A 13,422-nucleotide genomic window follows, 5' to 3' on the forward strand; every position below is an offset into this window, starting at 1 on the left:
AAAGGACACGACCGTGATCCCTCTGACCACGCTGCGGGACGCCACCCTCAGCATCGGCGCGGCCGCCGTCGCAGCCCTCGCCGTCGACGAGCTGACCGACAACGCCCTGCGCCCCCACCGCGCCCAGCCACCGACCCGCCACGGCTGGCTCTACACCCCCGCCATGTACGGGCGGGGCGTCCGCCGGCTGCGTCCCGCCACCGCGCAGGAAGACGCCGCCAGCGCCCGCTCCTGGGCCGACGGGCACGGCGGCTGGATCGGCCTCGGACCCGACGGCGCGATCTACTCCCTCACGGAGGGCGACACCAGCCCCCTCACCCCCGGCGCCACGGTTGTCTACGTCTCCGACCGGCCCGCGACGACATCCGACGGCCTGGGTGTCCTGGTACCGCGCCTGGCCCGGCAGGCCGCCGACCTGCTGCGCCACCGCACCCGCCTGTTCCTCACCCTGGCCTGGCAGGACCGCGCGGACCGCGCCTCGATCCAGGCCCGTGGGCCGATCCTGCGCGACGCGCTCGGTGACACCACACCGGACGAGTCCGACATTCGGCTGACCGCCGACGTCGTCGCCCTGGCCCAGCTCGACGGGCAGACCCATGTGCTGCTCGTCCGTCGCGGCCACGACCCGTACGCCGGCCTGTGGGCACTGCCCGGCGGCCACGTCGACCCAGGCGAGTCCATCCCCGCCGCCGCAGCCCGGGAGCTGGCGGAGGAGACCGGCATCGTCGTCGCCGAGCGGCTGCTGGACGACGTCGGCACCTACGACGCCCCCGGCCGGGACCCCCGCGGCCACTACGTCACCCACGCGTTCCTGACCGAGCTCACCACCCCGGGCACCCCGACCGCCGGCGACGACGCGGCCGCCGCCCGCTGGGTGCCCATCACGCAGGCCCTCAGCGACGGGCTGGCGTTCGACCACGAGCGGATCCTGCGCGACGCGCTGGGCCTCGCTGGCTGCGTCACCCTGGCCGAGCTCCTCACCGACACCAGCGAGCACGAGCACGACGACGTCGGCACGGCCGACGCGGACGCGACGGCCCGCTGAGTGCGCCCCCGGCGCGGCGCAAAGCCTGGACAGCACCGCCGCGCCGGGGCCCTCACCCATCCCCATCAGGAGAGAGGCGATGACACCCATCATCGCGCCGGCGGCCGCCGGCGACCAGAACCCAACCAACAGCTCGACCTGCCCGACCCACGGCCCCTACTCCGGGCTGATCTGCACCCGCTGCGTCACCAGCCTGCCGACCCACCATCAGGGGGCCGTGTGATGGCCAGCTGCACCTGCACCGACTGCGGGCTGACCTTGAAAGCCCCCACCGACGCGGCGCTCGCCCAGGCCCAGGCCACGCACGCCCAGGTCGTGCACGGCTCCCTCACCCGCAGCACCGCCCGCGGCAACGGCGGGACGGGCCGGCGGTGACCGCGACCGTGTCCTGCACCTGCGGCTGGACCGCCGACTACCCCACCGTCCTGGCGGCCGCCACCGCCCCGCACCAGTGCGGGGTGACCCCCCCGGCCGAGCCCGTCGCGGCCCCGGCACCGGCACCGGCACCAGCGCCGGTGGCTGTGCGCCGGCGGCCGCGGGTCGCCCTCGCCGGTGGGACCTCCACCGGCTACCCGACCGCACGAGACATGGAGCTGGCATGACCACCCAGACCACCACCAGCGCGGCCGCGCTCACCGACACCGACGCGGCCCGGCTGCTGGACCTCGCGCTGCACACCCCGGCCGGGCTGACCGCGCCGGCGGCCGCGGCCGCGCTGGGCCACAGCGAGGCGTGGGTGTACGCCCAGCTGGACACCGGCATCGAGGACGGCACCGTGACTCGGCTGGGCCCGGACCTGCGTGCTGGTGCCGGGCTCTACCAGGCCACCCGGGTCACGGTCACCGCCGCGGCGCTGCTCGCCGGCGGCCTGGTCGCCCTCGCGGACCGGGGGTGGACGCCTGACGACGTGATTGACGACGCCGGCCGGGTGGACCTGTCCGGTTCGCTGCACCTCGCCGCCGGTGTCCACCCGCTGGAGCTGCCGGACGACGAGCGGCTGCTGCTCGCGCTGTACGACGCCGAGGACGCCCTCGCCGCCGCGCTCGGCGCCGACCCCACCGTCCACGACGCCGGCGATCTGCTCACCCTGTGGCAGACCACCGCCGGTGTCACCCCGGACCACGTCGCCGAGCTGCTGCTCACCGCGGTGCGCTCGCTGGCGGGTGAGGTCCGGTGAGTGACCGCAGCGGGATCGAGTGGACCGAGGCGACCTGGAACCCCACGACGGGCTGCGACCAGGTCTCGGCCGGGTGCGATCACTGCTACGCCCTGACGCTGGCTGGGCGGCTCAAGGCGATGGGCAGCCCGAAGTACCAGACCGACGGTGACCCGCGGACATCCGGGCCGGGGTTCGGGGTGGCGATGCACGCCGCCGCGCTGGACCTGCCGCACCGGTGGCGGCGCGGCAGGCGGGTGTTCGTCAACTCGATGAGCGACCTGTTCCACCGGGATGTCACCGATGAGTACATCGCCAGGGTTTTCGCCGTCATGGCCGCCACTCCCCAGCACACCTACCAGGTGCTGACCAAGCGGCCGGCCCGGGCGCGGACGCTGCTGTCTTGGCCGGGGTTCGCCGCGCTGGTCCAGGCCGTGCTCGACGCCGATGGGTGGCCCGGGCAGCTGGTGCTGCCGCTGCCGAACGTGTGGCTCGGCGTGAGCGCCGAGGACCAGCGGTGGGCCGACATCCGCCTGCCCCAGCTGCTGGACACCCCCGCCGCGGTGCGCTGGGTGTCGGCCGAGCCGCTGCTGGGCCCGGTGGACCTCACCCGCTGGCTGGGGCTCCCGGGCCGGCTGTGCGGTCCGGTCCCGGCCAGCCCCGGGGACCTGGCCGTCGTCCGGGACTGGCTGCGTCACCTCGGCGCGCGGCGTGGGATCGACTGGGTCGTCGCCGGCGGCGAGTCCGGCCCCACCCCCAGGCCGGCCGATCCGGACTGGGCCCGTGCCCTGCGCGACCAGTGCACAGCCGCCGCTGTGCCGTTCCTGTTCAAGCAGTGGGGCGGCCGCACCCCCAAGTCCGGCGGCCGGGAGCTGGACGGCCGCATCTGGGAGCAGATGCCCTCCACCGCGCCGGCGGTGTCGCGGTGATCGCCGCCGCGATGTTCGCCGCGTTGTTCGCGACCGGCTACGCCGCCCACCAGCTCGGCGACCATCTCACCGGCCAGACCGACTGGCTCGCCGAGCACAAAGCCGACCGCGGCCCGGTCGGCTGGGCCGCACTGGTTGGGCACCTGGCGGGCTACCACTTCACCCAGGTGGTCATGGTCGCCGTCGCGGTCGCCGTGCTGGACCTGCCGCTGGCACCGGCCGGCGCGGCCGCCGGGCTGGCGATCTCGGTGGCCAGCCACGGGCTGTGGGACCGGCGCGCACCGGTGCGCTGGCTCCTCGAGCGCACCGGCTCCCCAGGCCTCGCCGCGACGGCCAGCCACGGCATGAACGGCATGTACGTGGCCGACCAGGCACTGCACGTCGCCTGCCTGTGGGCCGCCGCCCTGGCCGCCACCGCCCTGTCCTGACACACCCCCGGCCGGGCCCACCAGTGATCTGCCAGTGGGCCCGGCCCCTCCGACAGCACCTGTCCCGCCGACCCGTGAAGGGCGCATGAATCCCCCACGCCAGAACAACTGTGGCCCGACCCCCGACGTAACCGGGGGTCGGGCCACAGCCCTGTCCAGGCCCGACACGCCCGACACGCCGCATGGGTACCCACGTTCACCACATGCCTTGCGGGATGCGATAGCAATGCCCGGTGGGCAACCATCCGACCACCAACCGCCGGTCACACCGCCGATCCGCGTTGATCAAAGCCCGGACATCACCCGAGGTGAAGGCGCGCGCCGAAGCGGCGGCCGCGGCCGCCGGCGTCACGTTCAACAGATGGTTGGAGGAGCTCGTGCTGCGCGAGGCTCCGCCCCTGCTCGACCTGGACACGACCTCCGTCAGCGACCAGGAGGACGTCCAGATGGCCAGCTAACGCAACGAGGACCACGCCAGCCAGCGTGGCCCTCGTTCACGTATGCGCGGGGCCCGAGTGCCACCTCGGGTGCCCCCGCTTGTCGCCCACTTCTCTCCCGCCAAGGAGTTCGTGTGCTCTTCCAGATTGCCATGCCTACGGGCGTGGTGGCGACTGCGTCCGAGGAATGGCTCGGACGTGTTACCGCCCATGCCAGACCCTCGGTACACCCCGCATCAGACCCGACACCGATGGTCGTTTCTCCCGCCCTGGTCGCGGGCGGTGGTGTGCGATGAGCGGCCCAGCGATCACGGACGCGACGCAGGCCGTGATGTTCCACGGCCGGGCCACCGAGGACCGGGACCCGGGCGCCGAGGTGATGCGGACGTGGCGAGCGGTGAGCCTGGCCGCCGCGGGGACGCGGCCACGGCTGCCACCGATCGAGTACGCCGTCCTGCTGGCCGTGCACGGCCTGGTCGTGTCCTGGACCCGACTGTGGGATGAGGTCTACGTCGCCGACGTCGCGATCGTCGCCGGGCTGACGACGGGGGACGGCCAGCCGGACGCCAAGGAGTGCGGCCGCCGGCTGCGCTCGCTGGGCCAGCGAGGCCTGATCGTCTACCTGCCGTCGACGGTCAAGGGCCAACCCAGCCGGGTCGGTCTGCCCATGGTGACCGCCGCCGGAACCCTCGTTGGGGGGGGCCGTGCGACCCCCCCGAACCCGGCCCCGAAACCGGCCCCGGCCGATGGCGTTGGGGGGGGTCAGGCCGCCCCCCCGAAACCCCGGAATCGGGGGGGTCAGGCGACCCCCCTCTATACGGGAAGGGAACGGGAAGATTCCTCCTCCGCCGGCCTGGCCGCGCAGCCGCCGCTGCCGCCGGTGTCCGTGGGAGGAGGAGGAACCCGCCTCAACGACGACACGACCCGGGTCGTCACCGAGATCACCCGGATGGTCCGGGGTGGCCCGCGCAGCGGGCTGGCGGTCCGCGGCCGCGTCGTGGAGCTGCTCGCCGCCGGCTACACCCCTGGCGAGATCACCCGGCACGTGCACGCCCGCACGGCCGCCGCCCGGGATCGCGGGACCATCACGTCCCCGGCCGGGCTGCTCCGGCATGTCCTCGACGCCGACGACCTCCCGCCCGCGCTCGCCCAGGTCACCGCCGAACGCAACGCCGCCCGCCAGCGGGAGGCGATCGACCGCCACCAGGTCGCCACCGCGACCGGCACCACCACCCGACGCGAAGCGATCGACGAGGCGCTCGGCCCGGTGCTGCGCGGCCGTCTGGTCGCGGCAGTCATCGCGACCAGCGAGGTCTACCAACGCTCACGGCGTACCCCCGCCTTCATCGCCGGTCTGCTCGACACGACCTACGCCGCACACGATCATGATGTTGATCGAATCCGTATCCACGCCGAGACGCTGCCCCCGGTGGTCTCCGAGACCCCCATCCCGGCTCCTGAGACCCCCGTGGAGTCCGGACCCACCCCGACCCACCCCGACGGGACTGTCCGGCCGTCCCTGGCCGATCTGGAGACCGCTGTGGCCCAACGTGTTGGAGGAGCCGCGTGAGCATGCGCGATGCGTCCCACCCCATCCCGCCCGCCGAGTACGTCCGCGTGGTCCAGGAACGCGACACGCTGCAGCGACGCGTCGACGAGCTGGAGGCACGGCTGTGCCAGGCGAAGGCGGCCGCCTACGGCGTGGCCGTGGCCGGGTGGGACTCGGCCCGCGCAGGACGACGGCGTAGCGCCTCCACCCCCGCCACGATCGAGGAGTCCCGCGAACTCGCCTGGGCCGTCTCCCAGGACCAGGCGCTGGCGATCGCGGTGTACTTCGCTACGGACCGACACCCCCCGAACTGCCTCTGTTCTGCGGCGGCCGCCTCAGACCCACCAGGCTGGGACGCAGCCCACGACTCGATCATTGACTACTGGCCATCCCACACAAGTCCGGACAAGCCATGAGCACAGCCAGGCTCATGCACGCACCGGTCCGACTACGTCACGCCACGGGGGCATAACCGTGCCCCCGTACGCCACGCTGAGCGCCGATCACCCCCGCCCGGGTGTGCCGGGTAGGGCGGAACCGGCTGCGGCCCGCTCAGCGGCTCGCCGCGTCGCCGCACCGCCCGTGCAACTGGGCCTGTTCGACGACGGTGGCCAGACCGACGGCCCCGGCGGGCTGCGACCGACGGACGGGGTGCTCCTGGAGCGCCTGGCCGCCGGCGGCACGGTCGTGGTCCGGCTGCCCGGCCTGTTCCAGCCGTATGGCCCGCTGCTGCGCCATCTCGCCGACACCGGCCGTCTCGTCCGGATCGGCCGGGACACGATCTGGGGCAACCCGCACCGGCTGCACCCCGGCGCCAGCAGCCAGGAACGCGCCGAGGCGATCGCCGCCTACGAGCGGCACCTGCAGACCCGCCCGGACCTCCTCGCCCGCGTCGGGGAGCTGCGCGGCCGGGCGTTGGGCTGCTGGTGCGCCCCGGCCCCGTGCCACGGCGACGTGCTGGCCCGGCTCGCCCACCGGTCCGGGTAGCGCGCGGCGCCGGGCGGGTAGCGGCGCCGCTACCCGGACCGCAGTCGCCAACCCCAGCCCGAGCTGGGTGTCCACGAGCGGGTAGCGGTAGCCCCTCGGTGGCCGCGGTGACCCGATCTGGGCCGGCGGCGGGGGTGCGGGGTGCGCCAGGCCGCTACCGCTACCCGCAAGGCGCGGCTGGGTGGTCCTGGCGGCTGCGTCGCGGGAGGGGCCGAGAGGCAGCCCAGCGCCGGTTTTCGGCGGGTTCGTCGAAGGGCCTCTAGGCTGCTAGAGCGCAGGTCAGAGCGGGTCTCGGCTGCTAGCCGGGCTGCTAGAACTAGCAGCTCACCCTGCTAGCGAGAACAGGCGTGCTAGCGATCTGAGGGTGTCGAAAACGCGCGTTCTCAACATCTGGGGATCGGGACGCCCGGGATGGTCAGGGCACAGAGGGTCTACATCCACGGCCCCGGGCGCCGTGTCAGGGTGAGGTGCCGGGGGCGCCACGGTGAGGTGCCGGGGCCAGGTCGGCCTGGCCCCGGCACCAGAGTGGGTCAAGAACGGCCGCGGTCGCCGGTGGTGTTGCGCGCGGCGCTGGACTGCGCGCGGGAACCGAACCGGGTCTGGCCGGTGCGGCTGCTGGCCGGCCGCTGGTCGCCCGCGGACTGGATCCGTGATGCCGCCCGGGGGGTCATGGGGGTCGACCCACGCGAGCCCTTGCTGGACTTCCCTGACTTCGCCATGAGCCCAGCGTCGCGCTGGGCCGCTCTGCTGGCATCTCCGCCGACCACGGGTTGTCGATGGCGTTAGCGGCTGTACCCGGAGGGGGCCGGAAGACGCCCAGGGCCGGTTCTCGGGGGTTTCGGCCGGAAGGCCGCTAACACCCTGAAACCCAGGTCAGGAACGGTGTCAGCCGCTAACAGGGGTGCTAACAGTTAGCAGGCTGCCGCCCGGACGGCCAACCGAACCGCCACTATAAACGATCATGAAAACCGCCTCGCCTCGATGCGCTTTTGATCTTCGTAGTTGGAGGCGGGCGGGGGTGTGCTATTGGCGATCATGGGGCGCCGGGAGATAGTCAACAGTGTTGACTAGCGTGCGCGGCGCGCCGATGATCCACCCCGTTCCGGCTCGCGGTTCATGGTGCGCTGGCGGGTGTCCGGTGGCGCTCGGCACGGGTCCAGAACGGGCATCGAGGCGGGGCAGTTTTCATGATCGTTTGGTGGTAGCAAGTTATGCATCCGTCATACGGATGCAGTACGGACGATCGTCCGTGGCGGGTGCGGCCTGGACATGGGTGAGGGCCCCGGCGTGACGCCGGGGCCCTCGGTGGTGGTCGGGTCAGTCGCCGGTGGCGCGGGTCGCGCGCTGGTCCGCGTCGCGGACCCGCTTGCTCAGGACGGCCACCACGTTGATCGGGGTGCCCGCGGCCATCGCCTCGACCGTGGCGGTGCGGAGTTCGACGCGGGCCCTGTCCCGGGCGGCGGTGACCCGCGGGTCGGCGGGTTCGCCGGCGAGCGCGGCCTCGGTGGCCTCGTTGGCCAGGGTGGTCGCGGCCGAGGTGGCGCGCATCAGGCGGGCGAGTGTGGGCTTCATGATCGTTCCTCTCGGTCCAGGGCTTGGGTGCGGGTCATCGCCGGGCGGCGGTGTCGACGAGGGTGCGTTCGGCGGCGAGGGCGGCCTCGCGGGCGGCGGTGAGCTGGGTGTGGTCGGCGGGGTGGCGTAGGGCGTAGGTGGCGGCCGCGGCGGCGCGGGCGGTGTCGGCGAGGTCGGGGGCGGTCAGGCACAGCTCGGTGAGCGGGACGGTGATCGCGGCGCGGGTGGTGTGGCTGGCGGCGCGCAGGCCGGCGAGGCCGGCCGGGTTGGCGCCGGTGAGGCGGGCGTCCTCGCGGACCCACATGGCCGTGCGGTGCGCGGCGAGCGCGGCGGTGAGGGTCGCGACCGCGGTGTGGCGGGCCTGGCGCTCGGCGGTGGTGCGGGTGGCGCGGGCGGCGGCCCACTGGGCCAGGCCGCCGGCGAGGGTGCCCAGCAGCGCGGCGCCCGCGCCGATGATCGCCTCCATCATCGTGATGATCCTCCTGGTGGTGGGTGGGAAAGGGTGGGTTCGTCGGGGCCGGGGGGTTACCGGCGGTGGTAGCGGGTGGGCAGGACGGTCAGGTACGGGCCGTAGGTGCCGACGGGGGTGGCCATGGCCAGCGAGCGGATCTCCACGTCCCACTCGCCGTAGACCGGATGCAGGCTGATCCCGACGGTCTGCGGCAGCCAGGTCCGGTCCGCCACCGCCTGGACCCGGTCGAGGCGGCCGGTGAGCAACGGGCGCAGCGCCTCGGTGACCGTGGCCAGCCCGGCCTCGGTCGGCCCGGCGGTGCGCTCGTAGGTCCAGGCGAGCCCGCGGTCGACGAGCACCCGCAGGGTGGCGGGGTGCAGCTGCCGGCGGGTGAGGGTGGCGCTGGGGCCGTCGGCGGTGAGCAGCGTGGTGGTGAGTCGGAGGAGGGTGTGCGCCTGCGGCCTGGTCAGTCCGCTGATCGTGATGTCCACCGGTACCCCCATCCGAGTTGTCGTTTCAAAATGAAACGCTAACCGGGTGGGGTTGTCGTGTCAATATGAGCCGCTAACGGTAGGGTGTCGGGTATGGCCCGACCGGTATGGACGTCCCGCACTCCCGAGGACCAGGCCGCGCTGGACGCGCTGGTGGCCGCGGTCCACCGCGCGGACACGGCGGAGGAGGAGATGTGGGTCGCGGCGCAGGCCGCGCGGGCCCAGGGAGTGCCGGCGGATCGGGTGGCCGCTCTGGTCAGGAGGGGACGCAGCACGGTCTACCGCGAGCTGGAGCGGCGGGCCGAGACCGACCCGGCCTGACCGCCGGGCGGGTGCACAGCACGGGCTGTGTCACTCGTGGTCTTTCCACGGTGACAGCCTGTGGGTGACCCCAACCGCGGGCCCGTCCGCGTACCTGACCGGGGCCCTGCTTAGCGGGGCGTTGCCCGAGTGCACAGTGGGCTGGTCAGCGGGGGTGCGGGGTGTACCCGAGTGGGCCAAGACTCGTAGGCCCCCGCGCCCTGATCCCCCGCCCCCGGCCGTCCCCGTCGACATTCTCGGTCCTACGACAGGGGAGCCTGGCCAACGTGCGGAGGGGGCGGCAGGTCCCTGACCAGCACCGCTCGGCCCGTCCTGTCGGCCAGGCCCCCTCCGTCCCTAGTAGGAGGGGATACCGGCCCCCGAAGCGGAGGGACTAGCGGAGGGTATAGCGGAGCCCGGGGGGTGATCATCTCCCTGCATAACCGTCACGTGACGATCGTCGGGGGTGTTCGTCGCCGGCGGCGGGTGCGTCGGTGGGTGTCCACCGCGTCGAGGATGGCGGTCACCGCGGCGCCGCGGGTGCGGTGCGCCCGGGTCCGGTGCGGTACCGGGCCGGGGACCCAGCCGGTCCACCCGCGGTGGTCCCGGGTGACCGTGCCGCCGTAGACGCCGCCGGTCAGCAGCAGCCGGTACGTCCCCGCCGGCGCCCCGTCAGGCCGGCGCAGGGTGTGGCCGCGGCCGTGGCGGGCCAGGGTGGTCGCGGCGGTGTCCAGCAGCTGCTGGCCGCCGGCGAGCGTGGCCGTCAGGTCCGTCAGGCTCTCCCCCGGCCCGCCGGGGTCCTCTCCGGGGTCGGCCGCGGTGGGCAGTCGGGCCAGCAGCCCGGCTATCTCGTGGCGGAGGGTGGCCACCAGCTCCGGGTCGGGCACCGCGGCGTCCAGGGCCAGGCCCACGGCGCGGACCGCGTCCAGCAGTCCGGCCACGCTCGGGGGGTCGGCCGGTGTGCTGGCTCTGGCGGCGAGGCGGGTCCGGTAGGCACGCTGCTGGCAGGCCCGGGACGCGTACACCGCCGCCCGCCCCCGCTGGCCGGTGCGGGTGGGACCGGGCGGGGGCAGCCGCAGCCGCAACCAGCGGCACCGGCCGTCACGTGATGATCGGCCATGGTCGGCACGCTACCTCCCACTTCGGCGGAGGGGGTGGCTGCGGGGGTGCGGGAGGGGTGGCGGAGCCGGTGTCATCCGGCTCCGTCGTTGTCCGCTCGGGTGCCGGTGGGCTGGTCGGCGCGCCAGCCGCGGCCGCGCCGGCCGGTGTGCCAGGCCCGCACGGCGGCCGGGTCCCAGACCGGGGTCCGGCCGATGCGGCGGGCGGGGGCGGGGGCCTGGTCGCGGGAGACGTAGCCGGACCAGGTGTCGGCGCCGACGGGGGCGCCGACGCTGTCCAGGTAGGCCAGGACGTCGTCGCGGGTCCACAGCCTCTCGGAGCCCGCGGTGGTGTCCGGGTGGGGCAGGGTTCCGCCGGGGATGGCGCACCAGTGCTCGGTGCCGGCGTAGGCGAGCCGGCGGACACCGGCGGTGTCGGCGTGGCGGATGGCCCACAGGTCGAGGTCCTCCACCGCGTCGCCGGCGACGCGGGCCAGGTTCCCGGCCTCGCCGGGGCCGTCGATGTCGACGCCGGCGGCCGCGGCCGCGGTGGCTGCGGCGCGCAGGTGCATCAGCGCGGCCTTGACGTGGCGGGAGAACATGACCGCCGCGGTGGTGGTCGGGTCGGTGTCGGCCATCACCGCGCCGCCGGCGCCGGGCGGGAGGTGCGCAGGGTGGTCAGCGCGGCGAGCGCGGTGGCCGCGGCCTGGGCGAGGGCGGCGTGCGTGGCCGCCGCAGTCTGGTGCTCGCCGGGGGACAGCGGGTCGTCCGGGTACGGCTCGCCGTCCTCGTCCACCTGCCCCGGCGTGATCGGGTCGGTCACGTCACGCAGGTGGGTCTCTGCGGCGGCGAGGTGGCGCTGGTAGTCGGTGTACGCCTCGGTGATCATGCCCAGCAGTGAGTCCGTGTCGGTGGTCGTCGCCATACCCACGACGATACAAGGTCAGATTGTAACGTCAAGTGGATGGCCGTATCCGTCACCGGCACATGGGGAAGGTCCTCCCGGAACGGAGGACCTCCCCAGGGCGATCAGGCCGGCGTCACAGCCCGCGTGCGAGCACGCTGGCCAACGCGAGGGCGAGGGCCAGGGCGCCGGCGCCCGCGCCGCCGCCGGTGAGGACGGCGCCGGCGGGATCCGCGCCGTCGATCCAGTCGAGGAGGCCGGCGACCAGCCCGACGAGGGCACCCAGCGCGCTCGCGAGAGTGACCACGAGGACCCGCACGAGCAGCGATCCGCGGGCGGTGTCCAGGGGCATGGCGTCATACCCGCGCGGTTTTTGTGGGTGGCGTGCGGTATGCAAGAGGCGTCTCCTAGTCGAGGCGAGCCCCGGCGACGTCGACCACTCCGCCAAGAGATAACGATCGGCGTCGCCGGGAGGGAACCCTTCCCGGATCAAGGGATATCGCAGGGGTCCGACACATCCGCACCCCACCCGTAGCGGGCGGTGCCTGGAATCTCTCCCTCCGTGGCCAACTGGAGTCACCTGGTGGCCGCCGAGTCGGTTTCCTCAACTCCAGCCCACCGTGTCCCGGGAAGTGTGGCGTAGATCACGGGCAGGGTGGGCCGGCGAGGACGAGTTCGGCCTGGCCGGTGGCCAACGAGAGGGCGGACGGGAGTTCTCCGTGGGGCCGGCGCGGGAACGCGCCGAACCTGAGGGCGACTGGTGGCTCGGGTGCACGCCGCCACGACCCTTCCCGCGCTTCCTCGCGGCGGGAAGGGTGGGAAATCGGTTGTCGTGGGTGGGAAGTTTTGTCCCACCCATGTAGGGATCGCGCGAAGATGGCCACTCCGAGCTGGCAGGTCACGGTAGTTGGCCATCGCCGGTGCGCCGGCGACCGGCGGTGTTGGCCAGCGCTGGCGGTGCCAGCGCGATGCACAGCGGGGCCCTGACCAGCGGATTGGCCAAGTAGACCGAGTTCTGGCCACGCAGTGGCCAAGTAGCGCGGCGAGTGGCCAGGTAGATCCGATCCCTACAACCCATGTAGGGATCGGCCGGAGATGGCGAGCCCGTGCTGGCAGTTCTCGTTGTTGGCGAGCGCCGCGCGGGCGGGCATCGGGCCTGTTGGCGAGCGCTGGCACCGCCAGCAGGTGCACAGCGGGAGGATCGCAGGGCCGTGACCAGCGGTTCGCCAAGTAGGCCGCGTCGCTCGCCATCCACGCGCCAACTGCGGTGGCGACTCGCCATCTTCCCGCGATCCCTACAACCCACGGGTCCACCCACCGGCCCGCTCACCAGACCCCCCACCGGCCCGCCCGTAAAGGTGGGCGGGTGGGCCGTGGGTGCCCAGCGGCTGGTCAACGCGGACGCGGGACCCACCCGAGCACTCCGTGACATAAGGACCGGCACGGTCTCGCTGTCATCGTCGGCGCTGCCGTGTCCAGCCCCGCCGGGGCTCGTGTGTCAGATCAGCGTCAGATCACTGTCAGGTGTCGGGGTCGTCATCGGTGTGCACGGTCCAGCCGGCCGGGGTGTGGGCACGGGCCGCGGTGGCGGCGGCGTCCGCGACGGTGGCGGGGTCGCAGCCGTGGCCGGCGGGCCAGGACCAGCGGGTGTGTCGTTCCTCGAGTCGGCCGGAGGTGCCGACGGTGCCGCCGCCGCTATAGCCGGCGCGGTGCGCGGCCGTGTCGATGACGTCGCGCAGGTCGTTGGGCAGCCGGTCGGCGCCGGGGTGGCGCACGACGAGCCGGCGGCCGCCGGAGGCGTAGAACTCGGCGTCGTGGACGGCGACCAGGCCGGTCATGCGCACGACCCACTCCTCGGTGGTCTCGCCGGGCCGGCGGCGTACATCGTCCACAGGGGGCCTCCTCTCCCGGGCGGGCCGGCCGGCCCGCAACACGATCACCCTACGATAAAACCAGATTTGTGTTTCCGGAAATCTAGTTTTACGGGTAGGGTGATCAGCATGACGGAGCTTCCGCTCGACGCCGAGCCTGCCGTGTCCCTCGAGTCCCCGGCCGCGCAGGGGGTGCAGGGGGTGC

The 13,422-nt window shown here is 73.8% G+C and carries 20 protein-coding genes; 12 read left to right on the plus strand and 8 right to left on the minus strand.

The window, feature by feature from the left end; genetic code table 11:
- Window positions 1-13: 13 nt before the first annotated feature.
- From AWX74_RS42205 to AWX74_RS41025, 11 genes are all read left to right on the plus strand, one after another.
- Window positions 14-1,045, plus strand: a complete 1,032-nt coding sequence (locus AWX74_RS42205) for an NUDIX hydrolase (RefSeq protein WP_278184686.1) — start codon at window positions 14-16, stop codon at window positions 1,043-1,045.
- Between the two features lie 79 nt (window positions 1,046-1,124).
- Window positions 1,125-1,268: a hypothetical protein gene (locus AWX74_RS40480; protein WP_165615948.1), complete on the plus strand. Its 144-nt coding sequence runs from the start codon at window positions 1,125-1,127 to the stop codon at window positions 1,266-1,268.
- A complete protein-coding gene (locus tag AWX74_RS39315) occupies window positions 1,268-1,420 on the plus strand; it encodes a DUF1059 domain-containing protein (protein WP_114476456.1) in 153 nt (50 codons plus the stop codon). The genes AWX74_RS40480 and AWX74_RS39315 overlap by 1 nt, the downstream gene beginning before the upstream one ends.
- Window positions 1,417-1,647: a hypothetical protein gene (locus tag AWX74_RS36530; protein WP_091286390.1), complete on the plus strand. Its 231-nt coding sequence runs from the start codon at window positions 1,417-1,419 to the stop codon at window positions 1,645-1,647. The genes AWX74_RS39315 and AWX74_RS36530 overlap by 4 nt, the downstream gene beginning before the upstream one ends.
- On the plus strand, window positions 1,644-2,222 hold the full coding sequence (locus AWX74_RS36535) for a DUF6197 family protein (protein WP_091286394.1): 579 nt from the start codon (window positions 1,644-1,646) through the stop codon (window positions 2,220-2,222). Before AWX74_RS36530 ends, AWX74_RS36535 begins: the two co-directional genes overlap by 4 nt.
- Complete coding sequence (locus AWX74_RS36540; protein ID WP_091286398.1) at window positions 2,219-3,130, plus strand: DUF5131 family protein; 912 nt, start codon at window positions 2,219-2,221, stop codon at window positions 3,128-3,130. Before AWX74_RS36535 ends, AWX74_RS36540 begins: the two co-directional genes overlap by 4 nt.
- On the plus strand, window positions 3,127-3,558 hold the full coding sequence (locus AWX74_RS36545; RefSeq protein ID WP_242666584.1) for a DUF3307 domain-containing protein: 432 nt from the start codon (window positions 3,127-3,129) through the stop codon (window positions 3,556-3,558). Before AWX74_RS36540 ends, AWX74_RS36545 begins: the two co-directional genes overlap by 4 nt.
- A gap of 281 nt (window positions 3,559-3,839) precedes the next feature.
- Window positions 3,840-4,016 (plus strand): toxin-antitoxin system HicB family antitoxin, encoded by a 177-nt coding sequence (locus AWX74_RS36550; RefSeq protein ID WP_193209980.1) that lies wholly within the window; start codon window positions 3,840-3,842, stop codon window positions 4,014-4,016.
- 271 nt (window positions 4,017-4,287) lie between these two features.
- Window positions 4,288-5,565 (plus strand): hypothetical protein, encoded by a 1,278-nt coding sequence (locus AWX74_RS36555; RefSeq protein WP_091286405.1) that lies wholly within the window; start codon window positions 4,288-4,290, stop codon window positions 5,563-5,565.
- A gap of 2 nt (window positions 5,566-5,567) precedes the next feature.
- Window positions 5,568-5,960 carry a hypothetical protein gene (locus AWX74_RS41020; protein WP_207550493.1) on the plus strand — a complete coding sequence of 131 codons (393 nt, stop codon included), beginning with the start codon at window positions 5,568-5,570 and terminating at the stop codon, window positions 5,958-5,960.
- A 58-nt stretch (window positions 5,961-6,018) separates the two neighbouring features.
- Window positions 6,019-6,531 carry a DUF4326 domain-containing protein gene (locus AWX74_RS41025; RefSeq protein WP_207550494.1) on the plus strand — a complete coding sequence of 171 codons (513 nt, stop codon included), beginning with the start codon at window positions 6,019-6,021 and terminating at the stop codon, window positions 6,529-6,531.
- A 1,317-nt stretch (window positions 6,532-7,848) separates the two neighbouring features.
- Here AWX74_RS41025 and AWX74_RS36565 read toward each other — a convergent pair.
- From AWX74_RS36565 to AWX74_RS36575, 3 genes are read right to left on the minus strand one after another with little or no spacing between them, the layout of a single operon-like run.
- Window positions 7,849-8,103 carry a hypothetical protein gene (locus AWX74_RS36565; RefSeq protein WP_091286412.1) on the minus strand — a complete coding sequence of 85 codons (255 nt, stop codon included), beginning with the start codon at window positions 8,101-8,103 and terminating at the stop codon, window positions 7,849-7,851.
- Between the two features lie 34 nt (window positions 8,104-8,137).
- Window positions 8,138-8,572, minus strand: coding sequence for a hypothetical protein (locus AWX74_RS36570; RefSeq protein ID WP_091286416.1), 435 nt, complete (start codon window positions 8,570-8,572; stop codon window positions 8,138-8,140).
- 56 nt (window positions 8,573-8,628) lie between these two features.
- Window positions 8,629-9,057, minus strand: a complete 429-nt coding sequence (locus AWX74_RS36575) for a hypothetical protein (protein WP_091286419.1) — start codon at window positions 9,055-9,057, stop codon at window positions 8,629-8,631.
- Window positions 9,058-9,138: 81 nt separating this feature from the next.
- On the opposite strand from AWX74_RS36575, the gene AWX74_RS36580 reads away from it, so the two are divergent.
- Window positions 9,139-9,366, plus strand: a complete 228-nt coding sequence (locus AWX74_RS36580; protein WP_091286423.1) for a hypothetical protein — start codon at window positions 9,139-9,141, stop codon at window positions 9,364-9,366.
- A 425-nt stretch (window positions 9,367-9,791) separates the two neighbouring features.
- Here AWX74_RS36580 and AWX74_RS36585 read toward each other — a convergent pair whose 3' ends face one another.
- The 5 genes from AWX74_RS36585 to AWX74_RS40485 form a co-directional block, all read right to left on the minus strand.
- Entirely contained in the window at window positions 9,792-10,430 is a 639-nt protein-coding gene (locus tag AWX74_RS36585) for a hypothetical protein (RefSeq protein ID WP_091286426.1), read from the minus strand.
- Window positions 10,431-10,537: 107 nt separating this feature from the next.
- Window positions 10,538-11,080: a helix-turn-helix transcriptional regulator gene (locus AWX74_RS36590; protein WP_091286430.1), complete on the minus strand. Its 543-nt coding sequence runs from the start codon at window positions 11,078-11,080 to the stop codon at window positions 10,538-10,540.
- Complete coding sequence (locus AWX74_RS36595) at window positions 11,080-11,367, minus strand: hypothetical protein (RefSeq protein ID WP_091286433.1); 288 nt, start codon at window positions 11,365-11,367, stop codon at window positions 11,080-11,082. Before AWX74_RS36595 ends, AWX74_RS36590 begins: the two co-directional genes overlap by 1 nt.
- A 115-nt stretch (window positions 11,368-11,482) precedes the next feature.
- The gene (locus tag AWX74_RS36600; protein ID WP_091286437.1) at window positions 11,483-11,698 is read right to left on the minus strand and encodes a hypothetical protein; all 216 of its coding nucleotides are present in this window, start codon (window positions 11,696-11,698) and stop codon (window positions 11,483-11,485) included.
- Window positions 11,699-12,866: 1,168 nt separating this feature from the next.
- Window positions 12,867-13,238: a hypothetical protein gene (locus AWX74_RS40485; protein ID WP_091286441.1), complete on the minus strand. Its 372-nt coding sequence runs from the start codon at window positions 13,236-13,238 to the stop codon at window positions 12,867-12,869.
- Window positions 13,239-13,422: the final 184 nt, after the last annotated feature.

This window comes from Parafrankia irregularis (assembly GCF_001536285.1).
In the GTDB taxonomy this organism is placed as follows: domain Bacteria; phylum Actinomycetota; class Actinomycetes; order Frankiales; family Frankiaceae; genus Parafrankia; species Parafrankia irregularis.

Excerpts from the sequence above, each read along its gene's own strand:
- AWX74_RS40480 (WP_165615948.1), top strand. The coding sequence starts at position 1,125 with ATGACACCCATCATCGCGCCGGCGGCCGCCGGCGACCAGAACCCAACC.
- AWX74_RS39315 (WP_114476456.1), top strand. The coding sequence starts at position 1,268 with ATGGCCAGCTGCACCTGCACCGACTGCGGGCTGACCTTGAAAGCCCCC.
- AWX74_RS36535 (WP_091286394.1), top strand. The coding sequence starts at position 1,644 with ATGACCACCCAGACCACCACCAGCGCGGCCGCGCTCACCGACACCGAC.
- AWX74_RS36555 (WP_091286405.1), top strand. The coding sequence starts at position 4,288 with ATGAGCGGCCCAGCGATCACGGACGCGACGCAGGCCGTGATGTTCCAC.
- AWX74_RS41020 (WP_207550493.1), top strand. The coding sequence starts at position 5,568 with ATGCGCGATGCGTCCCACCCCATCCCGCCCGCCGAGTACGTCCGCGTG.
- AWX74_RS36565 (WP_091286412.1), bottom strand. The coding sequence starts at position 8,103 with ATGAAGCCCACACTCGCCCGCCTGATGCGCGCCACCTCGGCCGCGACC.
- AWX74_RS36570 (WP_091286416.1), bottom strand. The coding sequence starts at position 8,572 with ATGATGGAGGCGATCATCGGCGCGGGCGCCGCGCTGCTGGGCACCCTC.
- AWX74_RS36575 (WP_091286419.1), bottom strand. The coding sequence starts at position 9,057 with ATGGGGGTACCGGTGGACATCACGATCAGCGGACTGACCAGGCCGCAG.
- AWX74_RS36580 (WP_091286423.1), top strand. The coding sequence starts at position 9,139 with ATGGCCCGACCGGTATGGACGTCCCGCACTCCCGAGGACCAGGCCGCG.
- AWX74_RS36590 (WP_091286430.1), bottom strand. The coding sequence starts at position 11,080 with ATGGCCGACACCGACCCGACCACCACCGCGGCGGTCATGTTCTCCCGC.
- AWX74_RS36595 (WP_091286433.1), bottom strand. The coding sequence starts at position 11,367 with ATGGCGACGACCACCGACACGGACTCACTGCTGGGCATGATCACCGAG.
- AWX74_RS36600 (WP_091286437.1), bottom strand. The coding sequence starts at position 11,698 with ATGCCCCTGGACACCGCCCGCGGATCGCTGCTCGTGCGGGTCCTCGTG.